This is a genomic window from Streptomyces lycii (assembly GCF_009735685.1).
Classification (GTDB): Bacteria; Actinomycetota; Actinomycetes; order Streptomycetales; family Streptomycetaceae; genus Streptomyces; species Streptomyces lycii.
On the sequence record NZ_WHPN01000416.1, the window covers coordinates 19158 to 43057 of the forward strand.

Genomic DNA, 23900 nt, shown 5'->3' on the forward strand with positions numbered 1-23900 from the left:
AGGACCTGGTCGATTCAGGGGTCGCTTCGGCACGGCAGCGTCTGGACACTGCGGCCGAAGGTCTCGCCGGCAGGTGACCTCGCGGTCCGCTGCCTCCGGGCGCCGGCTCGGTGCTCCGCTAAGTGCGGCCGAGCAGTATGTCGACGGTCCGGCAAAGGGCTACTCCCCTTCTGCTGCGTTCAGCCTACGCGACCTCCCCGGCCGGACGGCCGGGCCCCCCGCCGCGGTGCAGCCGCCCGCGGGCGACCAGTTCCAGCACCAGGGCGACCGCGACGGCCTGCACCGCCATGAGCGCGACCAGCACGAACAGCTGGACCGCCCCGGCCATCACCGGCGAGGCCCCGCCCAGCAGCATCCCGACGAACGCCCCCGGCAGTGTGACCAGCCCCACAGTCCGGGTCTGGTCCAGGCCGGGCAGCAGCGCGTCCGAGGCGGCCGGGCGGGCGATCTCCAGCCGCGCCTCGCGGTCGAGGAGCCCGAGCGCCATGCCCGCCTCCACCTCGCCGTGCCGCGAAGCCAGCTCGTCCAGGGCCCGCCGTCCCGCCAGCACGGTGGCCGACAGCGCGCCGCCGATCAGGATGCCGGTGACGGGGATCAGCGCGATGCCCCTGACCGGTACGAGGCCGGTGAGCAGCAGCGCGGCGACGACGGGCAGCACCCCGGCGCCGATCGGGAGGGCCGCCCACCACCAGGTCCGGTTCCCGGTCACCCGGCGCCCCGCGGTCCACACGGCCACCGCGTACATCAGCAGCAGAAAGCCGAGCAGCAGCGGCACGGCCCGGACCACCCAGCCGATGACGTACGAGACGGCCGCGAGCTGAACGGCGGCGCGCAGTCCCGCCGTGCCCACGGCCCGTGCGTGGCTGCGGCCACCGGGCCCGGTGAGCCGGGCGACGGCGGCGACCCCGGCGGCGGCGACGAGCAGCGCGGCGAGCACGGCACCGAGCACGGAGTTGACCGGCAACAGGGCATCGGCGGCGCGTGACACCCCATCACCCTACGGCCGGTGGCTTGCTCGTACTGGTGTGCGTACCGCGCGGTTCGGCCGGTCGGGTGGCGGGACGTCCGGCCCCTTGATCTGACGTGACCATGTCGTCAATGTGTTACCTGACGCCCCACCGGAGGACACCCGGCGGCGCCACCATGACCGGGTCACACCGGCCGACATCCCCCCACACGCAGGGAGTTCACATGTCCCGTACGCGCTCCACCACCTCTCCGCGCACTATCTACGCGCGTCGAATAGGGCTGGCCGGCGGCCTCGCCGCGCTCGCCGGCACCGTCCTGCTGTCCGGCCCCGCGGCGCAGGCCGAGCCTCCGACCCCGCCGAGCGCATCGACGGCCCTCACCCAGCTCAACGGTCTGACCGTGGAGACCGAGGGCTCCGGCGACGGCTACAGCCGCGACCGGTTCCCGCACTGGAGCTCGCAGGGCGACAGCTGCAACACCCGGGAGGTCGTGCTGAAGCGCGACGGGGAGAACGTCGAGCAGGACGGCTCCTGCGCCGCGACCGGCGGCACCTGGCGCTCCGCCTACGACGACGGGGTGTGGACCCAGGCCTCGGACGTCGACATCGACCACGTCGTGCCGCTCTCCGAGGCGTGGAAGTCCGGGGCCGACGCCTGGACGGACACGGAGCGGGAAGGTTTCGCCAACGACCTCACCCACGCGCAGCTGATCGCCGTCACCGACAACGTCAACCAGTCCAAGGGCGACCAGGACCCCGCCGAGTGGATGCCGCCGAACACCGGCTACCACTGCATGTACGCGCGGATGTGGGTCTCCGTGAAGGACGCCTACGACCTGTCGGTCGACTCCGCGGAGAAGTCCACCCTCGGGGACGTCCTGAGCGGCTGCTGATCCCCGCCGCCGGGCCGCCCCGGCGCCAGGCCGCCCCGCCGCAGGGCCGCCCCGGCGCCGCCGCGGGCCCCGTCCGCGGCGGAATCTCGCCCTCGCCCCCGTCGTTCCGTACGGTACGGAGCGACGGGGGCGGACGGAGGGAGGCGGTCACCATGGCCGGACTGCGGCTGGGACCGCTGCTGCGGTACACGGACGAGCACAGCGCCACGGTCTGGGTCGAGACGGACGGCCCCTGCGAGGCCGAGGTGCGCTGCGCGGACGGCGCGGGCGGCAGCGCCCGCAGCTGGCTGATCGCCGGGCACCACTACGCCCTGGTGACCGTCACCGGGCTGTCCCCGGGCAGCAGCACCCCGTACCGGGTGCTGCTCGACGGCCGGGAGGTCTGGCCGCCGCCCGGCGGTGCCGCGCCGCCGGGTGTCATCCGTACGCTCCCCGCGCCCGGCGACGACACCCCGGTCCGGGTCTCCTTCGGTTCCTGCCGGTGGAGCGCGCCGCCGGCCGCGGGCGCGGGCAGCCGCCTCGGCCCGGACGCCCTCGACACCCTCTCGTCGCGGATGGCCGCCGATCCCGGCACCGAACGCCCGGACGTGCTGCTCCTGCTGGGCGACCAGGTGTACGCCGACGAGACCTCGGCGGCGACCCGGCGCTGGCTGGCCGCCCGCCGGGACCTCGGCGAACCGCCGGGCGACCAGGTCGCGGACTACGAGGAGTACACCCGGCTCTACGACGAGTCCTGGAGCGACCCCGAGCTGCGGCAGCTCCTCGCCACCGTCCCCAGCTGCATGATCTTCGACGATCACGACGTCATCGACGACTGGAACACCAGCGCGGCCTGGCTCGCGGAGATGGAGGCCACCGGCTGGTGGCGCGAACGCCTGCTGTCCGGCCTGATGTCGTACTGGGTGTACCAGCACCTCGGCAACCTCTCCCCCGCGGAGCTGGCGGCCGACCCGCTCTTCACCGCCGTCGCCGGGGCGGACGACGGCACGGCGCTGCTGCGGGAGTTCGCCGCGGCCGCCGCGGACGACCCGGACCACACCCGCTGGAGCTACCGCCGCGATTTCGGCCGCACCCGGCTGCTCATGGTCGACACGCGCGCCGCCCGTGTGCTGCCGGAGCGGCAGCGGGCCATGCTCGGCAAGGGCACGGCCGACTGGCTGCGCGAGCAGGCGCTCGACGACCCGGGCGGCCGCGACCATCTGCTGATCGGCACCTCGCTGCCGTGGCTGCTGCCGCCCGCCGTGCACGCCGCCGAGCAGTGGGACGCCGCCCTGTGCGCCGGGGAGCGCGGCGCGCGCTGGTCGCGCCTCGGCGAGCGGCTGCGGCAGGCCGCCGACCTGGAGCACTGGGCGGCGTTCCCGGAGTCCTTCGACGCCCTCACCGACCTGGTCGCCCGCGCGGGCGGCGGCCCGGAGGCCCCGGCCACGGTCTGCGTGCTCTCCGGGGACGTCCACCACGCGTACGTCGCCGAACCGCGGTGGACACCGGCACGGCAGCCGGCGGCGGGCGTGTTCCAGCTCACCTGCTCGCCGCTGCACAACAGCGTCCCGGCGTCGATCAAGCTCGGCTTCCGCTTCGGCTGGAGCGGCCCGGGCCGGCTGCTGGGCCGCGTGCTGGCCCGGCACGGGCGGGTCCGGCGCCCGGCGATCGGCTGGGACCGCACCGGCGGCCCGTGGTTCGGCAACCAGCTGATGACCCTCACACTGCGCGGCCGCACGGCACGGCTGAAGCTGTACGGGACCCGCCGCGACGCGGACGGCGAGGCCCGGCTGACGACCGTGCTGGACCGGGCGCTGACCCGGGACTGACCCGGGGCCGGGCCGGGATCGGACCGGGATCGGACCGGGATCGGACCGGGATCGGGCCGGGATCGGACCGGGGCCGGGCCGCCCGGCTGCGGACGCATGCCTGTCGTACGGGTGCCGGGTCGTACGGGTGACGGGTCGTACGGGTGACGGGCGGGGAAACACCGGCCGGCGCCCCGGCGGACCGCCCGTGCCGTCACAGGCGTACGCTGTACCGCCGTAAAGCTGTACCGCCGCGAAGGCGTGAAGGCCGCTCCTGCCGCTCCCTGTGACGCGACGACGCGGTCCGGGGGAACGAACGGGGAGTCACGTTGCTGGAAGACCTGGGGTCGTGGACCGGAACCCCGTGGATCTACGCCGTCATCGGGCTCTCCGTGCTCCTCGACGTGTTCCTGCCCGTGCTGCCCAGCGGGGTCCTGGTGATCGCGGCGGCCGCGGCCGCCACCGGCACTCAGGGGGCCGTCGACGCCGCGGGGGTGGCGGGGGCCGCCGAGGCCGCGGCGAGCGCCGCCGCGACGCCCGACGTGGTGCTGCTGGTGCTCTCCGCCGCCACCGCCTCCTTCCTCGGTGATCTCGTCGCGTACCGGCTGGCGTGGCGCGGCGGGGTCCGTTTCGACCGGGCCATCGCCCGCTCCCGGCGGCTGACGGCGGCCCAGGCCCGGTTCGGCTCGGCCCTGGTGCGGGGCGGCGGCGCCCTGGTGCTGCTCGCCCGCTTCGCGCCCGCCGGACGCTCCGTGGTGAGCCTCGGCGCGGGTGCCACGCACCGCCGGGGCCAGGAGTTCCTGCCCTGGTCGGCGCTCGCCGGGCTGACCTGGGCGGCGTACAGCGTGGGCCTCGGCTACTTCGGCGGCCACTGGCTCGGCGCGGGCTGGCCCGGCACGGCCGTCTCGGTGCTGGTGCTCTTCGCGGGCGGCGCGGGTGCCGCGTACCTGGTCCGCCGCCCGGCCGCTCCCACGGAGGCGTGAACCGGCCCCGGGGAGCGTGAACGGGGCTCTCCCCGGAAGACGTGAACCGCACTCCGCCGACCCGGCCGCTCCCACGGAGGCGGCGTGAACCGGGTCCCGGGACCGGCGCGTGCCTCGGACCCGCGGCCGGGGCGGTGCCCCGAACCCGTGGCCCGGGGGCGTGACCCGGGTCCTCATCGCGGTACGTGAACCACGCTCCGCCGCCCGGCCGTTCGCCCGGGGCCGGGTTTCCGCCGGTCCGGTGGGCCGCCGCCCGGCGCACCCACCCGTTCGCCCTGGCCGGGTCGCCGTATCCCGCGGCCGCTTCTAGCGTTCCTCTCACAGAACGTGCCCGCTCCGTCACCCGGACGTGACGGAGGCGCCGACTGCGATGGAGGAGTACGACGATGCCGAAGCCCGTACGACCGATGCGCGGAACCCGCAGCACCCGGGCCGTGACGCTCGCAGCCCTGGGGGCCGCGGCGTCGGTGTCCGTCGCGGTCATCGGCGCCCCGCCCGCCCTCGCCGCCCCGGTCCCGGCACAGCCGGCCGCCGCCCTGTCCCCGGTGGCGGCCCCCGGCGCCGCGGCGGACGCCCCGCCCGGCCCCGCGGCCGTGGCGGAACCGTCCGCCGTGGCGCCGGGCGGCACCGTGGCGCTGGAGATCAAGGGCTGCGGAACCCGCACCGGCACGGCGGCGTCGAAGGCCTTCGGCGAGATCCGGCTCCAGCCGGCGGACCTCCGGGCGAGCCGGCTGTTCGGCAGCGCCACGGTGCGCACGTACGCCGAGCCGGGCAGCCATCAGGTGCGGTTCCGCTGCGGCACCGACGGCCGGGTGGCGACGACGCCCCTCGTCGTGTCGGCCGACGGGGTGGAGGCCGCCGGGAACGACACGTTCGCCGGACTGACCGCGACCACCGGCACGGCCGCCGGCGGAGTGCTGCTCGCGGCGGCCGCGGGCGCCGGGGTCTACGTGTTCCGGCGCCGGGCGAGGGCGGCGGGCACACCGGCGGAGTGACGGGCCGGCGGGACGACGGGGCGGAGTGACGGTCCGACGGGGCGGAGTGACGGTCCGACGGGCAACGGGGCGAGGGACGGGCCGACGCAACAGCGGGGTCGAGGGACGGCCGACGCAACAGCGGGGGCCGAGTGACAAACCGAGGGCGGCGGGCCGAGGGACGGCCGACGCAACGGCGGGAGTCGAGTGACAGGCCGACGGGCCGCGGGTGCCGGGGACGGAACGGCAGGGTGACGGGGCAGGGTGACCGAAGAAGGGACCGCTGCTGGGACGGGGTGACGCCGGGATCGTCCGGCGGACGCACCGGCCGAGTGGCGGACCGGCGAGGATGACGGGGCGGGGTGACGGAGCCGGGTGACCGGCCGGACGGGCCCCGGGGCGGGATGACGGGGCGGGTGCGGGGCCCGACCTGGAACGCCGCGGCGGCGGCCCGGCCCGGGTCGTCCGGCGCACCCCCGCGCCCCCGACATCCGGCGTGCCCCGTGCCCCGGACATCCGGCGCGCCCCGTTCCCCGACATCCGGCGCGCCCCGTTCCCGGGTCATCCCGCGCGTGCCCGCTTCCGGGGGGCCGCCTTCTCCGCCTCGGCCTTCTTCGCGGTGCTCTTCCGGCTCCCGGCCCGGCCCCCGCTCTCGCCTCCGGCCTTGCTCCCGGCCTTGCTCCCCGTCCGGCCGCCGGCCTTCTCGCCGGTGGTCTTCTTCGCCGAGGTCTTCTTGGCGGCTGTCCTCCCCCCGCCCGAAGTCCCGCCCGCCGCGGCCTGTTTGCCCTCCGCGGCCCCCTTGCTCCCGGCTGACCCCTTCCCGGCCGGCGAGGCGGCCTTCTTCGCCGCCCGCCCCCCGGTCCCGGAGCCCTTGGCCCCGGCCTTCCCGCCGCCGGACTTCTTCGCGGCGGCCCCGCGCAGCTCCTTCACCTCTCCGCCGCTCCCCTCCCCGGTCTCCCCGGTCTCGTCTCCGGCCTCCTCGCCGCCCCGCGCGCCGGTGTCGCCGCCGCGGCTCTCCTGAGCGGCCCGGACGCTGTTCTCCAGTGCGGCCATCAGGTCGATCACCTTGCCGCCGGCCTCGGGCGGCCCGCCGGCCTCCGCGGGCTCGACACCCTCCAGCTTGGCGGCGACCAGCGCCTCGACGGCCTCCCGGTACTCGTCGTGCAGCGAGTCGAGGTCGATGTCGCCCAGGGTGTCCATGAGGGTGTCGGCGAGGTCGAGTTCGGCGTCGCGCACGGCCACGTCGGTCTCCGGCGCGACACCGGCGGAGGAGCGGATCTCGTCCGGCCACAGCATGGTGTGCAGGGCGAGGGCGTCGTCGACGACACGGAGCATGCCGAGCGTCTCGCGGCCGCGCAGGGCCAGCTTGACGACGGCGACCTTCTCGCTGCGGGTCAGCGCCTCGCGCAGCAGGACGTACGGCTTCGCGGCGCCGCCGCCGTCGGCGCCCAGATAGTACGACCGGTCCAGCTGGAGAGGGTCGATGGTGTCGGCCGGGACGAAGGCCAGGATCTCGATGGTCCGGGCCGTGGGCAGCGGGAGCGAGGACAGGTCCTCGTCGGTGAGCGGGACGGTCGTGCCGTCGGCCGCCTCGAACGCCTTGGTGATCTCGGAGGTCGACACCTCCTCGTCCTCCAGCTCGCACACCTTGCGATAGCGGATGCGTCCGCCGTCGGCGGCGTGGACCTGGCGGAAGGAGACGGAGTGGTTCTCGGTCGCCCCGAACACCCGGACCGGAATGCTGACCAGGCCGAACGAGATGGCTCCCTTCCAGATGGACCGCACGGTTCACCCCTTTCGCCCCTTTTATGGGATTCTCCATGGTATGTCGCCGATCACCGAGGTGGAGGGGCGGCGCCTGGCGCTGAGCAACCTCGACAAGGTTCTCTATCCGAGCGGTTTCACCAAGGCGGAGGTCCTGCACTACTACGCCACCGTCGCCGACGCCCTCCTCCCCCACCTGCACGACCGCCCGCTGTCGCTGCTGCGCTATCCGGACGGCGTGGCCGGTGAGCACTTCTTCGCCAAGAACGTGCCGCCCGGTGCCCCCGCCTGGGTGAAGACCGCCGACGTACCGCGTTCCGAGGAGAAGACGGCACGGCAGGTGCTCGTCGACGACCTGCCGACGCTGATGTGGGTCGCGAACCTCGTCACCGAGCTGCACACACCGCAGTGGCGGGCCTCCGCGCCCGCCCTCGCCGACCGGCTGGTGTTCGACCTCGATCCGGGCGCACCCGCGGACATCGTCCAGTGCTGCGCGGTCGCGGGCTGGCTGCGCGAGCGGCTGGCGGAGGACGGCCTGACGGCGTACGGCAAGACCAGCGGTTCCAAAGGGCTGCACCTGTACGTCCCGATCGGCCCGCCGGCGCCCTCCCGGGAGGTGACCTCGTACGCGAAGGCGCTCGCGGTCGAGGCCTCACGGGCCCTGCCGGACCTGGTGCTGCACCGGATGACGCGCTCACTGCGGCCGGGCAAGGTCTTCGTCGACTTCAGCCAGAACGCGGCGGCCAAGACGACCGCCGCGCCGTACACCCTGCGCGCCCGGGACACCCCGGCCGTCTCCGCGCCCGTCACCTGGGACGAGATCGGCGCCTGCGACGACCCCGAACAACTGGCCGTACGGGCCCCCGACATGCCGGAGCGGCTGGCGGCCCACGGCGACCTGCTGGCCGACCTGCTGGACCCCGGTTCCGGCCGGCCGCTGCCGGAACTGCGCGCCGACTGAACCGGAGTGCCGCGGATCCGTCCCTGGGAAGCCGGCCCGTTTCCGGTCCCGGTCCCGATGCCGATGCCGGTCCCGATGCCGATGCCGGTCCCGGTCCCGATGCCGGTCCCGGTGCCCGGACGGGCGGACTCCGGCATGCCGGCGGGGCTCTCCCCGGCGGACGGAGAGGCAGACCCGGCGCCCGGACGATCAGCCCCCGGGCACCCGGACCAGCGGTCTCCGCCGCCCGGGCCGGAGCCTCCGGCACCAGGACGGGGACCGGGACCGGGAGCCCGCCGGCGCCCGGACGAACACCGTCCCGGCGCCCCCGAGCAGCCCGCCGGCGCCCGGACGAGCGGTGCCCGGGACTGGGAGGAGAGGTATCCGGGACCGGGAGGAGCGGTGCCCGGGACCCGGAGGAGCGGTGCCCGGCGCCCGGCGCCCGGCGGAGCGGTGCCCGGGACCCGGAGGAGCGGTGCCCGGCGCCCGGCGCCCGGAGGAGCGGTGCCCGGGACTGGGAGGAGCGGTGTCCGGGACCGGCAGGAGCGGTGCCCGGGACCCGGAGGAGCGGTGCCCGGCGCCCGGCGCCCGGCGGAGCGGTGCCCGGGACCCGGACGAGCACCCTCCGGCGCCCGGACCGGCGAGCCCCCGGTCGGCCCGGTCAGCCGGGGGCGCCCTCCTCGTCCTCCCGGACCCGGACGAAGCGCACCGCCCCGTGCCGCCCCGACTCCTCCCGCACCTCGATCAGCAGGTCGCGGCCGACCGGGTGCCACAGCACCTCGCCGAGCATCCGCGCCTCGCTTCCCACATCGCCCGCCACATGGCCGCCGACGACCCGCGCGTCGGCGGAGCCGAGGCGCGGCGACGTCACCGCGCGGCGGCCGTCCGGCAGGTCCACGACCACGGCCTCCGGCCGGGCGGTGCCGCCCACGACCCCGACCAGCTTCGCGTCGGCCGTCTCGCTGTGCCGGACCTTGACCCACCCGGCCCGCCGGGGCTCGTACACGGAGCCGAGCGGCTTGGCGACGATGCCCTCGCTGCCCACGGCGCCCATCTCCCGGAACCACACCTCCGCGACCGCCTTCTCGGCCGTGCCGAACAGCAGTTGCACCGGCGGCTCCGATCCCTCCAGCAGTGTCCTCAGCTCTTCCTGCCGCTTCCGCAGCGGCAGCGCGCGCAGGTCCCGTCCCGGCACGGCGAGCACGTCGAAGACGGCGTACGAGACGGCCGGCCACCGGGAGCGGTCCCGGCTCCGGCGGCGGGCCAGCGCGCCGAACTCCATCCGCCCGCCGACGACCGCGCACAGCTCCCCGTCGAGCACGGCACCCACCGGCAGCCGCTCCAGGGCCCCGGCGACCTCAGGAACCATCGCGGTCAGGTCGAGCCCGGCGCGCGAGTGCAGCCGTACACCGCCCGGCAGGCACCAGGCGACGGCCCGGTAGCCGTCGAGCTTCGGTTCGTACCAGGCACCGCCCCGTATCCCGGTCTCCTCCGGGATGGCGGCCACCCGCTTGGGCCGGACCAGGGACACCGGGGGCCGCAGCACCACGTGTTCGTTCACGCCGCCAGCGTCGGGCATGACGGCTTCAAGCCCGCCCCGACACGCCTGCCCCGGACGGGCGCGGCACCCGGCGGGCGGGCAGGCCCGTCGGGCGGGCGCGGGCTGCCTGCCCGGGACGGTGCGTCCGGCCCCGCCGGCCCGGCGGATCCCGGCCGCCCGGGCACCGCCTCCACCCGGTCCGGACCGGCGGCCGGACCGGACGGCGGCCGCGGCCCGGGTACGCTCCGATCCCCGTGCCGTACGGCGTTTCCGCCACACCGCCCGAGGGGCATCAACTGAGCACACCGGGTAGCCGGATGGAGTTCGCCGGGCCCGGGGCGGGGCCGGAATCCGCCGCTCCAGGCCGGAACGGCGCGTTCCCGCCCCGCCCGCCCGGAGATCCCCGCCACCCGGCTGTCCTGCCCTCCTTGCCCTTCTCCCTCCGTCCTTGTCCTTCTCCCCTCGCCTCCTTCTCCCCTCTGTCCGCCTCTTCCGTCCTCCGTCCGCCTCTTCCCGGCCTCCTACGGCTCCTCCGACACCCGCGACCCGGCCACCCCATCCCTCTCCCACCCCGAAGGGTCCCGTATGGCCACACCCCTGTCCGCCGCGCGACAGCTCGCCGCACTCAAGGCCGAAGGCTGCAAGGTCGTCGAGTACAAGAGCTGGCGCTCCAACAACCGCAACCACAAAGGGTCCTGGGGCCCGGTGCACGGCGTGATGATCCACCACACCGTCACCAGCGGCACCGACTCCTCGGTGGCCCTCTGCTACAACGGCCACTCGTCCCTGCCCGGTCCGCTGTGCCACACCGTGGGCGCCAAGGACGGCACGCTCTACATGGTCGGCAACGGCCGGGCCAACCACGCGGGCCTGGGCGACGACGACGTACTCCGCGCGGTGATCGCCGAACGCTCGCTGCCCGCCGACAACGAGGCCAACACCGACGGCAACCGGCACTTCTACGGCATCGAACTCATCAACCTCGGCAACGGCCGCGACCCGTGGCCCGCGGCCCAGGTCGACGCGGCCGCCCGGTGGGCCGCCGCCCTCTGCCGTGCGCACGGCTGGAACGAGCGGTCCGTCATCGGGCACCTCGAATGGCAGCCCGGGAAGATCGACCCCCGCGGCTTCACCATGAGCAGTTTCCGCACCCGTGTGAAGAATCTCCTCGCCAACCCGCCCGGCACCGGTTCCTCGGAGGACGACATGCCGCAGTACATCAATCTCGGCCGCACCGCGGGCATGCAGCTGTCCCCGGACGTGTGGGACGCGATCGAGTGGGACACCGAGTGGACGGACCAGCCCGGTGACCATGCGACGGGCGGCTCGCAGTTCCTGCACGGCCCGGCCCTCTACACCGGTGAGATCGACATCCGGGTCAGCGGCCTGCCGGTGGGCGAGCAGTTCCAGGTGCGGCTGTCGGAGGTGAACGACGGGGAGTACACCACGAACCACCCGATCGGCGAGCTGATCGGCACCGCGGGCGACACCTTCGCGAAGATTCCCATCACCGGGCGCCTCCCCTCGGGCCGCGGAGCCAGGATCCGGGTCAAGCACTGGCACAGCGAGCCGGTCACCGTGACCGGGGTACTGAAGGTCCTGGTCTGGGCCACCTGACCGCACGTACGGACCCGGATCGCCTGCCCCGCACGGTGCCGGGCCGGGTCCGTACGGGGCCGGGCCCGGTTCGTACGGGGCCGGGCCCGGTTCGTACGGGGCCGGGCCCGGTTCGTACGGGGCCGGGCCCGGTTCTCCGGCCGCGTACGGGAGCCCGGCCGGGCCTCCGACCGCTGCGGGGCGGGTCCTGCCCTGCCTTCCGACCCCGTACGGGTCCTGCCCTGCCTTCCGACCCCGTACGGGGCCCGGCCCGGCCTTCCGACGCCGTACGGAGCCGAGGCCCGGTTCCCCGCCGCGGACCGCAGGAACCGGTTCCCGACCACCGACGGCCGGGCCCGCCCCTCCCCGGGCCCAGCCGCCCCGTACTGCCGTCCCGCCGCCCTGCCACCTCTGTGCAGCCGTCGCACCGCCCCACCACCCCGTACAACTGTCGAACCGTCGCGCCGCCCCGCCGCCTCGTACAACTGTCGAACCGTCGTGCCGCCCCGCCGTCCCGTACAGCGGTCCCCGCGTCCCCGGCCGCGGAATCGCCCTCGCGTCACTCCTTCGGAGGACCGGCGGTCGCCGTGTACAACCGGCCCGCACGCCGCCGGGTCACAGTTCTCGCACCGGGCGAACACCCCGGGTCCGCGACGCTCCGCACCGCCCCGGGACGGCTGTGATCCGAACGTGACCCATTTTCCTTGAACAGCGAACAACCCTCCCGGGCGTTGCGTGTCCAACTAAGTACACACGTCATATACGCAAGGACACCGCTCATGACTTATCCTCACCAGCAGCCGCAGCCCGGTCCGTACGCCCCGCTTCCCCAGCCGCCGAAGCGCACCGGCACGGGCAAGAAGATCCTCATCGGGATCGGCGCCTTCTTCGCCCTGGTCGTCGTGATGGGCGTCGTCACGAGCGGTGGCGAGGAGACCGGGAACGACACCACGGCCACGAGCCCGGCCGGCCGGGACGGCGAACCGGCCGGCGACAAGGCGGCCGACGGCCGGGCGAACGAGAAGAAGGCCGACGCGGAGGCCGAGCCGGAGGCCGCGAAGGACGAACCGGCCGAGAAGAGCCAGGCCGAGCAGTTCAAGGACTTCGTGACGAAGAACGGCACCCCGCAGGAGAAGGAGGCCGCCCGGCACGTCACCAAGGTGCAGGGCGCCGACGAGCAGAACGACTTCCTCGACTCGGCCGAGGTCTACACCGACTACACCGGCGGCCTCATGGGTCCGCACCAGGCCGACGGCAAGCTGCTGGCCTCCGCCTTCGCGGACTGGAAGGACTCCGAGAACGGCCTGGTCACGATCTACGACGCCGACGGCGAGATCCTGTCGAACGGGAACTTCTGAGCGAAAGCTTCCCGAGAGCCGAGCCCCGCTGTGCCCCCAGCACGGCGGGGCTCTCGGCTTGCCGAGGGCCCGGGCACCCGGACACCCGGGCACCGCCGCACCGCCGCACCGGTCCGACGGCATCACCGCCGCACGACCGATGCCCAGAGGACCCCCGCCCGGAGGACCCCGGGCCCTACCCGACGTAACGTCACATCCGCACCCCGGACGCTCCGCACCCCGGACGCTCCGCACCCCGGACGCTCCGCACCACGGACGCTCCGCACCACGGACCCTCCGCACCTCCCGCCGGACACGCGACCGAAGCAGCCGCGCCCCCCACGGGCACACCCGGTCTCCCGTCGGCACCCCGCTCTCCGGAAGTTTTCCGGTAATTCTCGGCAGATCAACACCTCCCGGCCCGCCGCTTCACACCCGCCGCCCGGGCCGCCCGCACCGGCGATGCGCGGGCTGAGCTGTATCGAACAACAGCGGCCGGGGGAGGTGAACGGAACGGTTCCGTACCGGAAACCTTCCGGTAACCCTGCCGACAGGCGCCAGTTCCGGTCAGTACACCGTGGGAGCGGTTCCATCACCCGGCCGGGCCGCCAAGTCGTGGCCTGAACTGCCCTGATACACGCTGCCGAACCGTCCCTCCGCCCGCTCGCCATTTCGAACGGCCGCGCCTGACCAGCGGTTTCGCGGAGGAGGTGATCGGCGGGAAGTGAGTGGCGGTGACCGAGACGGCATCTTTACCGTCATGTTCATGTAACTGTCGCGCCGTTCGTCATTCATCGCACGGACACCCCCCACCCCCACCGGAGGACTCGTCATGGCGCAACTCGCCTTGTTCCTCAGCGATATCGCCGCCGTGAGCCTCTTGGTGTTCGGCCTGTACTTCCGGCGACACCGCCGCCGGGACCTGGTCGTCGCCTACCTCGGCGTCAATGTCGGCGTACTCGCGGTGGCCAGCTCGCTGAGCTCCGGAGGTTCCAGCACCGGACTCGGGCTCGGTATGGCCCTCTTCGGTGTGCTCTCCATCATCCGGCTGCGCTCCACGGAACTCGACCAGCACGAGGTCGCGTACTACTTCTCGGCGCTGGCGCTGGGCATCCTCGGCGCACTGGACACCGGCAACATATGGCGTTCGACCGGGCTGATGGCGCTGATCCTGGTGGTGCTGTTCATCGGTGACCACCCGCGCATGCTGAGCAGCTACCACCGGCAGATCATGGTGCTCGACGCGGCTCTGCCCGAACAGACGGCACTCGTCGCGCACCTGGAACACACCCTCGGCGCCCGGGTCCACGCGGCCGTCGTCCAGCGGGTCGACATGGTCAACGACACCACCGTCGTGGACGTGCGCTACCGCGTCACCCCCGGCTTCCAGGCCAAGGGCGGCACGACCGCCCACGCCGAGAAGACAGCCGGCCCGGCCAACACCGCCACCGCGGTGGCGGTGCGCCCGTGACCGCCGCGCGCCTCGGCCCCGCCCTCGACGCCCTGCCGCCGATCAGCCTGGACGAGTTGATCGAGCGCGCGTCGCTGCAGACCCGCTTCGACCGCAAGTACGTCCTGCCGGTCGACACCGTCGGCGCCCTGCTGGAGCAGCTGCCCGCCGGGACCCGGGTGCTGGAGATCGGCGAGTCCCGCAGCTTCTCCTACCGGTCCCTCTACTTCGACACCCCCGACCTCGTCAGCTATCTGCTGGCCGCGCAGCGCAGGCGCAGGCGCTTCAAGATCCGTACCCGGGTCTACGAGGAGTCGGCCCAGTGCTGGCTGGAGGTGAAGACCCAGGGAGGCCGCGGCGACACCGTCAAGGAGCGGCTGCCGTACGAGCTGGACGACCACGCGACGCTCGGACCCGGCCGCGAGTTCGTCGACACCACCCTGTCGACGCACCGCATCACCGGCAGTCACGCGTTCCACTTCGTCCCGGTCCTGACGACGCGTTACCAGCGCACCACGCTTCATCTGCCGGACACGGACAGCCGGGTGACGATCGACACCGGGCTGGTCTGGGCGGACGGGGAACGCGAGATCCGGCTGTCCGACACGGCGGTCGTGGAGACCAAGACGGGCTCAACGGCCTCCGGATTCGACCGGCTGCTCTGGAGCAACCACTGGCGGCCCGCGCGGATCTCGAAGTTCGCGACGGGTCTGGCCGCGCTGCGCCCAGAGCTGCCCTCGGCACCCTGGCGGCGCACCCTGCGCCGCAACTTCCCGCCGGACAGCGGCCGTCCGGCACCGGCCGACCGTACGGCGGACCGGGAGCCCGGGCCCGGCGGGGAGCGGGGCGGTCCGGCCGGCCGGACAGCGGAGCCGGACCGGGAACGCCGCCGGGACCTGGACCGGGACCCCGACCGGTCGCGGGAACGCCAGGAGGCGCAGAACTGTCTCGACGCGGTGATGACGAGCTAGTCCTCGGGGCCACGGGGCCGCCCTGCCGGCGCGGACGCGGCCCCGTCCCGGCCTGGGACACCACCCCGGCGCGGGGCCCCATTCCCGGCGCGGGGGCCCGTCCCGGCCCGGGGGTCCGCCCCGGCCGGGGGGACTGCCCGGACCGGGCGCGCGGTCCGTGCGCCCAGCAGCACCGGGCCGTACGGACGGGGCGTCGCGAGACGGTGCGGGTCCCGCGAGACGGTGCGGATCCCGGGAGACAACCCGGGCTCCCGGGACACCCCGGTCCTCGCGAGACAACCCAGTCCTCGGGAGGCCCCGAGTCGTCGCGAGAAGCACGGGTCGCCGGGAGACGGTGCGGGTCTCGCCGGACGATGCGAGGTCCGGGCCGGGCCGGGCCGGGCAATCCCCGCTGGACCGGGCGGGGTCTCCGCCGGGGCCGCGCGGGTCTCCGCGGGACGGTGCGAGCCCTCGCCGCACCGCACCGGGGTCTCCGCCGGACCGCACCGGGGTCTCCGCCGCACCGCACCGGGGTCCTCGCCGGACCGCCGCGCGGAAGCACAGATTCAGGCGGAGCACCCGAGCATGTGTGCTCCGGACCGGGGTGGCCGAGCACGGCTGCCCTCACTCGTTCACGAACCGAGGTAAAGCGCTGTGCGAACGAAACGACGCGGCCTGCTGACTCTGCTCGCCGCCCTTGCCATCGTGATGACCGGAGTGACGAGCGCGGACGGCAGTCCCGCTCCACCACCGGGTGACACCGCCGCGCACCCTGCCGCGCACCGCACCGCAGCCGCCGACTCCGCCGCCCGGCAGCAGAAGCAGCAGGCGCGGGCGGAGGCGGACCTGACCGGGGACATCACGTTCTCCGTACCGAGCGGCACCTTCCGGGACCAGGTCTCCGTCGCGCTGAGCAGCACGGTGAGCGGCGCCGAGATCCGCTACACGACGGACGGCGAGCTGCCCACGGCGGACTCCGCCCGCTACTCCGCGCCACTGGAGTTCACGGCCACCACGCAGTTGCGCGCCCAGGCGTTCGTCGACGGGGCGGCGAGCGGCGAGCCGGGCACGGCGCTCTACACCGCCCGCTCGTTCGACGCCGAGCACGATCTGCCCGTGCTGGCGATGGACGCGTACGGAGCCGGGAAGCCGGGCCGCGAGTACGCCGACGTGTCCGCCCTGCTGATGGAGCCCGAGGGCGGTACGACCTCGCTGGCGTCGGCGCCGTCGGTCGCCACCCGGGCCGGATTCCATCTGCGCGGCCAGTCCTCGGCGATGTTCGAGAAGGCCCCGTACCGGCTGGAGCTGTGGGACAACCAGGACGACGACGCCGACCACCCGGTGCTCGGCATGCCCGCGGACTCCGACTGGGTGCTGCGCGGACCGTTCTCGGACAAGACGCTGATCCACGACGCCTTCGCCTACGGCCTGGGCCGGGACATGGGCATGCAGGCCCCGCGCTTCGCGTTCGTCGAGCTGTATCTGAACACCGACGGCGAGCCGATGGCCGAGGACGACTACCAGGGCGTCTACATGATCACCGAGACGATCAAGACCTCACCGGACCGGCTGGACATCCAGGAGCTGAAGAAGACGGACGTGTCGTTGCCGGCGGTCTCCGGCGGCTACGTGTTCAAGTTCGAGTGGTTCGCGTCCGAGGAGCCCACGCTGGAGTGCCCGCGGACCGTGACGAACTGCTGGCAGGACCTGGAGGTGGCGGAGCCGGGCTCGCCGGCACCCGAGCAGGAGGCCTGGCTGACCCAGCACCTGGCCGACTTCCACACGTCGCTGCGGAGCGAGAACCCGTCCGATCCGGAGACCGGCTATCCCGCGTACATCGACACCGCGTCGTTCATCGACCAGATCATCGTGAACGAACTGACCCGCGAACTCGACGCGTACATCCGCAGCACGTACTTCTACAAGGACCGCGGTGAGAAGATCGTCGCCGGGCCGCTGTGGGACTACGACCTGACCTTCGGCACCGGCGGCTACTTCAACAACGAGAAGACGGCGGGCTGGCAGTTCGAGCAGGTGCGGCAGCCGGTGGCCAACGACTGGTTCGTGAAGCTGATGGGCGACCCGGCGTTCGCGGAGCAGGTCGACGCGCGCTGGAAGGAGCTGCGCCGGGGCATCCTGTCCGACGAGCAGCTGAACGCGCGCATCACGGAACTGGCCGCGCCACTGGCGGGCGCCGCCGAACGCAACTTCGCGAAGTGGCCCAATCTCACCGACGCCATGGTCGGACCCTTCAACACCCCGACGGCGGCGACCTGGCAGGGGCATGTGGACCTGATGCGTACGTGGATGACCGAGCGGACGGCCTGGCTGGACACCTCCGGCTGGAGCCCGGACGCGGGCTGACGGCGCGGGCGGCCGCGCGCCGGAGCAGGACGGCCCGGACACCCGGCTCCCCCCGGGGTGCCCGGGCCGTCCCTTGCCCCGGGCCGTCCCCTGCCCCGGGACCTCTCCCGCCCCGGGCCCTCTCCCCCCGCGGGCCGTGACGTGCCGCAGGCGTTCCCTGCCACGGGACGTCCCCCCTTGCCGCGGGCCGTTCCCTGCCGAGGATCCTCCCCGCCGAGGGCGCCCCGCCCCGTCTCCTGCCACGGCCATGACGTGCGACGGGCCGTGCACGTACCGCAGGCGTGACGTGCGACGGACGTGAACGTGCCGCAGGCCATGCCGTGCGACGGACCGTGAACAGCGCAGGCCGTGACGCGCGGCGGACCGTGAACGTGCCGCAGGCCGTGACGTGGGGCCCGGGGTGCCCGCGGCAGCGCCCCGCGCCCCCGTTACCTTGGGTTGCCACTGACCGAGGAGAAGCACCGTGCCGGCCCGCCCCAGCCTTCTGTACGTGACCGACCTGACCTACCGTGCCCGCGGCCGGCGCTACTGCGACGAGGACATCTTCCTGTCCTCCCGGCTGCGCGAGGACTTCGACATCGCCCTGTGCCATCCCCTGGACGCCGCGGCGCTGATGGACGGCTTCCGGGCCGTCGTGGTGCGGAACAGCGGGCCGGTCCTCCACTACCAGGAGCAGTACGAAGCCTTCCGCGCACGGGCCGCGGCGCGCGGCACCCGGGTCTACAACCCGCTGACGGGCCGGGCCGACATGCGGGGCAAGCAGTATCTGGTCGACCTGACCGAGGCCGGGTACCCGGTGATCCCCACCGTCGACCGCCCCGAGGACCTGCCCCTCCTGCCCGGGGCCGGTACGTACGCGGTCAAACCGAAGGCCGGAGCGGACTCCGTCGGCCTCCGCTTCGTCACCGCGGACCAACTCGAAGACGTGACCTGGGACGGCGTGCTGGTCCAGCCCCAGATCGACTTCCGCTACGAGGTGTCGTTCCACTTCGTGGACGACGACTTCCAGTACGCGCTGCACGCGCCCGACCCGGACCGGCGCTGGGCTCTGGAGCCCTACGAGCCCACGGAGGCGGACCTCGCCTTCGCGCGGCGCTTCATCAACTGGAACACCGTCGGGCACGGCATCCAGCGCGTGGACGCGTGCCGCACCCGCGACGGGGACCTCCTGCTGGTCGAACTGGAAGACCTCAATCCCTATCTGTCCCTGGCCCGCGCCCCGGAAGCCACCCGGGAAGCGTTCGTGAGAAGCATGACGGCCTCACTCCACCGATTCCTGAGCGCCGATTCCTGAGAGGCGATTCCCGGGCGTCGATTCCGGATCTCCGATTTCTGGGCGTCGAGGGCCACCGCGCCTGACGGCACACCGCCGCACGGTAAGACCGTCCGCGAATGGAGCCACGCCAAGAGCCCCACCGAGGACTACGCGTACGGTCAGAACGCGTGCACCAGCCTGGCTGCCAACGATCCCCGGAAGGCAGTCTTCAACGCCGACAACCACAAATACTTCGTGGAGTTCGTCTAGCGCGCCGGCGCCCCCGGGCGGCGGCGCGCAGGAAGAGCACTCACGCGCTGTCCGGGCCGCCGCACCACTGTCTGCGGCAGCACCGGCTCCCCACCCCAGCACCGTTTCCGCCACCGGAACCGCTTTCCGTCTCGGCACCGCTTTCCGCCGGAGCACCGCTTTCCGCCCCTGCACCGCTTTCCGCCCCTGCACCGCTTTTTCTGCCGCTGCCCCGGACGTTGCCTGCCGGGCGCACGGCGACTGACCGAGCCCCTTTGACGGATTCAGGTTGACGGATTCATGCGTGCAGGGCGGGCCGGTAGACGAGTTCTTGGATGCTGCTGTCGAGCGTCCGGCTCTCGATCAGCTCGAGGTCGAAGTCGGCCGCACCCCGGAAGACCGGGTCCAGCCCGGTCCGGCCGGTGATCACGGGGAAGAGCGTCACCTGGACACGGTCGACCAGACCGGCGGCCATCAGCGCCCGGTTCATCGACAGGCTGCCGTGCGAGCGCAGCGGCACCTCGGACTCCTCCTTGAGCCGAGCGACGACATCGACGGCATCGCCGCTCACGACCTCCCCGTCCGGCCAGTCGAGGGGCCCTTCCAGGGTGGTCGAGACCACCGTCGTCGGCAGGTTCCTCATCCGGGTGACCCAGGGGTCCCGTACGTCGGAATCCTCGGTGCTCGACGCCAGCATCTGCGCGAAGACCCGGTAGGTGTTGGCGCCGAAGACCATCCGCTGCTCCCCGCCGTAGAGGGCGAGGCGGCGGTCGAGGAGTTCGGGGCCCTGCTTGCCCCAGTAGCCGGTCCAGTCCCCGCCGGCGGCGCCGTAGCCGTCGAGGCTGGAGAAGACGTCGAAGGTGTAGGTCGCAGCCATGATGCTCTCCTCGGGTGCGGTGACCGGTTCCGTGTATACAGACCCGGAGCCGCGGCGAAACTCATCGCAGCAGGGCTCATGGAGTCCGGTTCACCCGAATGCGGCTTCCCCGGACCATGGCCGAACGGCGGCCCCCGGCCCCGGCGCGGCCGGCGACACGGCCCGCGGGAGGAAGAGCGCGCGGCACGCCCGTCCACGAAGCCCGGCCCATTCCCGCCGCCGCCGGCACCGGCACCGGCGAGTGTCGAGTGCGTCGTGCGGCGCGGATCGGCACGACGTCGCTTCCGTGGCCGAACGGCGGCACGAGCAAGGCCCAGGTCACCGGCTGTGCGCCGGATAACCTGGGCCTGTGTCGTGGCGAGTGGCCGATGCGGAACTCGTCCGGCTCGGTGCCGGGCTCACCGGCACCGAGCTGGATGGCGATGCCGGGTGCGCTGCTACCGGCTCAGCCGAAGTTCACGTCGCTGCACATCAGGTAGGCCTGGTCGAGGTGCGAGGCCTGCCAGATCGTGAAGACGATGTGGTGTCCGGAGTAGCCGGACGTCTGGACCGGGAACGTGATGTCGGTCGCCGGGGCGAAGCTGCCGGTCTCCGTGATGAAGTCGAGGTCGTCCCACCCGAGGCTCTGGGTCTTGGGGTCGAACCCCTGCTTGCTCACGTAGACGCGGAAGAAGTCAGCGCCGTGGGACGCCTGGTCGTGCAGGTGGACCGAGAAGTTGTCGCCGACGTCAGTCGTCTTCCACGCGCCCGGCTTGTTCAGGCTCTCGAAGTTGCTCAGGTTGTTGCTGCAGAGCTTGCCGCTCGGGATCCGCGACTCGAACTGGCCGCCGAGCCCGTCCTGGAGCATGCTCATCCAGTTCCACATGGTGTTGGGGTTGGCCTGGAAGGCCTGCCAGCACATGGGGTCCTCTTGCTGCATGGCCGGGTTCATGTGGTCGTCGCCCCACTCCTCCCAGCAGTGGTAGGCGCGGGAGGCCGGGCCGACGACGGAGCCGTGAGCCTGGGCGGTGCCCGACCAGGTCAGCGAGCTGACCAGCACGGCCGCCAGCACGGCGAGCACTTGGAGAGGCCGACGGACAGCCGACCAGGAACGCCTGCCCGATGGGCTTGGCTTACGCATGGGGGGTCTCCATTCCGGTTGAAAAACAGGTGGGAGCGCTCCCACTGTACGTCGCCTGCGTGAAATATCAACGAAACAAGCAAAGTTCCTTGGGACTTGGGAGCCAGTGTGTGCTAAAGGGTCCGTTTTGAGTCGAGGCCACGGGAGCGGCCGGCCGCGCCCCACCCGTGATCGTGGACGTGACCGTGGACGCCAGGCCGCTGTGGGACGGACGAAAAACGACCAAAACTCGTGCCGACCACGGCGCGTGCCGACCACCTCTGCGGCTGCCGACCCGGGCAGCTCGGCCACCCCCCGCCCGGGGGGTCGGCGCGGCAGCGGTGAGGCGGCGTGAGGCCACTGACCCCGCCGCCGCGTCCGGCCGGCTCCCGGGCGGCCCGATCGACGGGGCCGCGCGGTGCCGCCGCCGGCCCACGGCAACACGGCAACACGGCAACACGGCAACACGGCAACACGGCAACAGGATCCAGAAGGCGGCTCAGGATCCCCGGAGTCGGCGCGACGTCTCCGGCGAGCTGTCGATGCGTCGAGTGCGTGGATGTGCGTGGAGCGCGCCGTGCGGCCCGAGTGTCACGGCACCGCTCCCGGCCTGACCGTGCGGCACCCACGAGCAAGGCCCAGGGCGCCGGTTACGTGCCGGACGGCCTGGGCTTTGCCGTGCCGGGTGGCTGGTGGGCGCAGACGGGTTCGAACCATCGACGTCTGTCATCGCCCGGCACCTCCGCACGGCCCAGAGACGGCCCCGCCTACTGTCGCGATGCGTCCTCATCCTCGAACTCGAAGTCGTCCTCGAACTTGGCGTCGGTGTCTAGTGCCGTGGCTTCAGCCCAGCGGTAGTCCCAGGTCATGCGGCTGCTCACCGTAGATACGCTGCCGTCCAGCAGTTCCGCCTTGGCTGCCTTGATCGCCGCGCTTACAGCCGACTCATAGGCGGCTTTCACTCGCGGGCCGTAGATCTTACGGTCCCCCATGTCGAACTCAAGCGTGACCGTCAAAACCTTCCGAGTGCTCATCGGTACCCCTCTCCCCGCGCCCGCTTGAGGAGCACGTTGCAGAGGAGACCCGTCAGCGACAGTGATGGTTGCGCGTGAGATCGGCGGAGCGACTCTGGCCGGTGGCCTGCCCGGTCTGGGGCCAGCAGGTCCAGGTCGGCATGGTGTATGCCCGCACCGTGGTCACCGACACCACCCTGCACGTCTTCGACCACGACGGACACCGCCTGCGGACGGTGCCCCGCACCACCAGCAAGGAGGTGACCCGCTTCAAGGCGTACGGCACGAAGAACCGCACGACAGGCTAGGAACCGGAAAGCATCAACCGACATACATCCGTCAAGCCTCATCTGAAGCTAGACACATGCCGAGGTCGCCCGATCGTGGGCTCTCGGCGCCTCTCGGCTACCGTGCAATCCATGCCCTCCACACTGGACACGCCCCAGGGAGCGGCCGACCTCGCCGAGTCTCTGTTGCCCCCGCTCGGGAACCGCTGGCTGCACACGCAGGCCGTGGCAGCTCGGGCCCAAGAGGCGACCGCGGCTGTGTCCGAGGACGATCGGGATCTCCTCGTCGCCGCGGCCTGGCTGCACGACATCGGGTACGCCCCCGAGCTGCGCGAGACCGGGTTCCACCCCCTCGACGGCGCCCGGCACCTGGAATCTCTCGGGGCGCCTTCCCGGCTCGTGCGCCTGGTCGCCCACCACTCCGGCGCGGTCTACGAAGCCGAACAGCGTGGGCTCTCGGCAGAGCTGGCCGTCTACGAGCGGGAAGACTCCGCCGTCCTGGACGCGCTCATCTTCGCCGATATGACGACGGGGCCGGCCGGACAGTCCTTCGACTTCGACCGACGCGTTGACGAGATTCTGGTCCGCTACGCCCCGGGCAGCGAAGTGCACAACGCGATCAGCAAGGCTCGGCCGTACCTCGGGGCCGCTGTCGAGCGCACGCAGGCCCGGATGACTCGTCAGCCGACGTAGGGCGCCGCTCGCTCGGCCAGGCCCTGGTCGATCCGCATCCGCACCGACGGGTGGATGTTCGGCTCGCCCAGCTTGTCCGAATCCGCGAAGGCGACTTCCTTGCTCCTGCTGCTCGTCCGCAGCCGGCCGCCGATGATGCGGGCGTGAAAGCAGAACACGAACTGCTCGCGGACCTCACCCTCGGCGTACGCCGTGACGTGGGCCGGGTTAGAGGCCAACCAGCTCGGTCACCTCGAGATCTCCGCCCGTCCGTGACACGGCACCTCTTCCGGCCCGGTTCGGCGCAGGAATGAGCAAGGCCCAGGGCGCCGGTTACGTGCCGGACGGCCTGGGCTTTGTCGTGCCGGGTGGCTGGTGGGCGCAGACGGGTTCGAACCATCGACATCTGCTTTGTAAGAGCAGCGCTCTACCACTGAGCTATGCGCCCCCGATGAGCTGACAGCGTACATGGCCCGCACCGTGTGGCCATAAATCGGGCCGTGGGCGGGTGACGGCGTTCCCCCTCGGCGCGGTACCGGGTGCACGGTCGATGTCTCGGGGCGGGAGGTGCGCCGGGGAAGCGGGGTCGGTGAGCCCGTGCCCGAGCGGGTCGCGAGCCGTGCCGGAGCCCGGGCCCGGTCCGGTTCCGGCGGACGCTCGACCGGAGCCGGGCCGGGGACCCACGCCCCCATGGCGGAGGCGGCCGAGGGCCCCACGTCCCCATGAGGGAGCCGGCCGAGGACCCACGCCCCCATGACGGTGCCGGCCCCGAGCCGGAACCCGCACCCCGGGGCGGACCGGTCGACCCGCGCGGCCCGATCGGCGACGAGAAGCCGGAACCCGCACCCCGGTCCTGTCCCGGTCCGGCGCAGAGCCCCGGACCGGGACAGGACCCAGAACCGG

The 23900-nt window shown here is 73.1% G+C and carries 21 protein-coding genes and 1 tRNA gene; 14 read left to right on the top strand and 8 right to left on the bottom strand.

Annotated features, from left to right (window positions below; genetic code table 11):
- Window positions 1–184: 184 nt before the first annotated feature.
- The gene (locus tag GCU69_RS29465) at window positions 185–988 is read right to left on the bottom strand and encodes an ABC transporter permease (protein WP_235978782.1); all 804 of its coding nucleotides are present in this window, start codon (window positions 986–988) and stop codon (window positions 185–187) included.
- Window positions 989–1191: 203 nt separating this feature from the next.
- Between GCU69_RS29465 and GCU69_RS29470 the strand changes: the two genes are divergently transcribed.
- The 4 genes from GCU69_RS29470 (at window position 1192) to GCU69_RS29485 (ending at window position 5625) form a co-directional block, all read left to right on the top strand.
- Window positions 1192–1860 carry an HNH endonuclease family protein gene (locus tag GCU69_RS29470; RefSeq protein WP_098755102.1) on the top strand — a complete coding sequence of 223 codons (669 nt, stop codon included), beginning with the start codon at window positions 1192–1194 and terminating at the stop codon, window positions 1858–1860.
- Window positions 1861–2012: 152 nt separating this feature from the next.
- On the top strand, window positions 2013–3668 hold the full coding sequence (locus GCU69_RS29475) for an alkaline phosphatase D family protein (RefSeq protein ID WP_156207719.1): 1656 nt from the start codon (window positions 2013–2015) through the stop codon (window positions 3666–3668).
- A 308-nt stretch (window positions 3669–3976) separates the two neighbouring features.
- Window positions 3977–4630: a DedA family protein gene (locus tag GCU69_RS29480; RefSeq protein ID WP_098755104.1), complete on the top strand. Its 654-nt coding sequence runs from the start codon at window positions 3977–3979 to the stop codon at window positions 4628–4630.
- A gap of 386 nt (window positions 4631–5016) precedes the next feature.
- Window positions 5017–5625, top strand: coding sequence for a hypothetical protein (locus GCU69_RS29485; RefSeq protein ID WP_156207720.1), 609 nt, complete (start codon window positions 5017–5019; stop codon window positions 5623–5625).
- 540 nt (window positions 5626–6165) lie between these two features.
- On the opposite strand, the gene ku is transcribed toward GCU69_RS29485, so the two are convergent.
- The gene (gene ku, locus GCU69_RS29490; RefSeq protein WP_156207721.1) at window positions 6166–7389 is read right to left on the bottom strand and encodes a non-homologous end joining protein Ku; all 1224 of its coding nucleotides are present in this window, start codon (window positions 7387–7389) and stop codon (window positions 6166–6168) included.
- Window positions 7390–7429: 40 nt separating this feature from the next.
- On the opposite strand from ku, the gene ligD reads away from it, so the two are divergent.
- Window positions 7430–8329, top strand: coding sequence for a non-homologous end-joining DNA ligase (ligD, locus tag GCU69_RS29495; protein WP_098753839.1), 900 nt, complete (start codon window positions 7430–7432; stop codon window positions 8327–8329).
- Window positions 8330–8969: 640 nt separating this feature from the next.
- Here ligD and GCU69_RS29500 read toward each other — a convergent pair.
- Window positions 8970–9869: an ATP-dependent DNA ligase gene (locus GCU69_RS29500; RefSeq protein WP_170315969.1), complete on the bottom strand. Its 900-nt coding sequence runs from the start codon at window positions 9867–9869 to the stop codon at window positions 8970–8972.
- Between the two features lie 564 nt (window positions 9870–10433).
- Here GCU69_RS29500 and GCU69_RS29505 point away from each other — a divergent pair.
- The 7 genes from GCU69_RS29505 to GCU69_RS34885 all read left to right on the top strand — a co-directional run bounded on the left by GCU69_RS29505 (window position 10434) and on the right by GCU69_RS34885 (window position 19070).
- Entirely contained in the window at window positions 10434–11465 is a 1032-nt protein-coding gene (locus GCU69_RS29505) for an N-acetylmuramoyl-L-alanine amidase (RefSeq protein ID WP_098753876.1), read from the top strand.
- Between the two features lie 758 nt (window positions 11466–12223).
- The gene (locus GCU69_RS29510) at window positions 12224–12802 is read left to right on the top strand and encodes a hypothetical protein (RefSeq protein WP_235978783.1); all 579 of its coding nucleotides are present in this window, start codon (window positions 12224–12226) and stop codon (window positions 12800–12802) included.
- Window positions 12803–13613: 811 nt separating this feature from the next.
- Entirely contained in the window at window positions 13614–14252 is a 639-nt protein-coding gene (locus GCU69_RS29515; RefSeq protein WP_098753877.1) for a DUF4956 domain-containing protein, read from the top strand.
- Window positions 14249–15202 (top strand): polyphosphate polymerase domain-containing protein, encoded by a 954-nt coding sequence (locus GCU69_RS29520; RefSeq protein WP_156207722.1) that lies wholly within the window; start codon window positions 14249–14251, stop codon window positions 15200–15202. The genes GCU69_RS29515 and GCU69_RS29520 overlap by 4 nt, the downstream gene beginning before the upstream one ends.
- 633 nt (window positions 15203–15835) lie before the next feature.
- Window positions 15836–17545: a CotH kinase family protein gene (locus GCU69_RS29525; RefSeq protein WP_218038002.1), complete on the top strand. Its 1710-nt coding sequence runs from the start codon at window positions 15836–15838 to the stop codon at window positions 17543–17545.
- Window positions 17546–18008: 463 nt separating this feature from the next.
- The gene (locus GCU69_RS29530) at window positions 18009–18839 is read left to right on the top strand and encodes an ATP-grasp domain-containing protein (RefSeq protein ID WP_156207723.1); all 831 of its coding nucleotides are present in this window, start codon (window positions 18009–18011) and stop codon (window positions 18837–18839) included.
- 27 nt (window positions 18840–18866) lie between these two features.
- Window positions 18867–19070 (top strand): M35 family metallo-endopeptidase, encoded by a 204-nt coding sequence (locus GCU69_RS34885; protein ID WP_368730912.1) that lies wholly within the window; start codon window positions 18867–18869, stop codon window positions 19068–19070.
- Window positions 19071–19347: 277 nt separating this feature from the next.
- Here GCU69_RS34885 and GCU69_RS29540 read toward each other — a convergent pair whose 3' ends face one another.
- From GCU69_RS29540 to GCU69_RS29550, 3 genes are all read right to left on the bottom strand, one after another.
- Window positions 19348–19926 (bottom strand): dihydrofolate reductase family protein, encoded by a 579-nt coding sequence (locus tag GCU69_RS29540; RefSeq protein ID WP_156207724.1) that lies wholly within the window; start codon window positions 19924–19926, stop codon window positions 19348–19350.
- 445 nt (window positions 19927–20371) lie between these two features.
- Entirely contained in the window at window positions 20372–21046 is a 675-nt protein-coding gene (locus GCU69_RS29545) for a lytic polysaccharide monooxygenase (RefSeq protein WP_176604677.1), read from the bottom strand.
- 746 nt (window positions 21047–21792) lie between these two features.
- Window positions 21793–22059 (bottom strand): hypothetical protein, encoded by a 267-nt coding sequence (locus GCU69_RS29550; protein ID WP_156207725.1) that lies wholly within the window; start codon window positions 22057–22059, stop codon window positions 21793–21795.
- A 74-nt stretch (window positions 22060–22133) separates the two neighbouring features.
- Between GCU69_RS29550 and GCU69_RS29555 the strand changes: the two genes are divergently transcribed.
- Both GCU69_RS29555 and GCU69_RS29560 read left to right on the top strand, forming a co-directional pair.
- Window positions 22134–22346 (top strand): hypothetical protein, encoded by a 213-nt coding sequence (locus GCU69_RS29555; RefSeq protein WP_156207726.1) that lies wholly within the window; start codon window positions 22134–22136, stop codon window positions 22344–22346.
- Between the two features lie 111 nt (window positions 22347–22457).
- The gene (locus tag GCU69_RS29560; protein ID WP_156207727.1) at window positions 22458–23018 is read left to right on the top strand and encodes an HD domain-containing protein; all 561 of its coding nucleotides are present in this window, start codon (window positions 22458–22460) and stop codon (window positions 23016–23018) included.
- Here the strand turns inward: GCU69_RS29560 and GCU69_RS29565 are convergent.
- Together GCU69_RS29565 and GCU69_RS29570 are read right to left on the bottom strand one after the other, a co-directional pair.
- On the bottom strand, window positions 23006–23236 hold the full coding sequence (locus GCU69_RS29565) for a hypothetical protein (RefSeq protein ID WP_156207728.1): 231 nt from the start codon (window positions 23234–23236) through the stop codon (window positions 23006–23008). The two genes, GCU69_RS29560 and GCU69_RS29565, sit on opposite strands and share 13 nt — an antisense overlap.
- A 134-nt stretch (window positions 23237–23370) precedes the next feature.
- Window positions 23371–23445: transfer RNA gene (locus tag GCU69_RS29570), tRNA-Val, on the bottom strand.
- Between the last annotated feature and the right edge of the window lie 455 nt (window positions 23446–23900).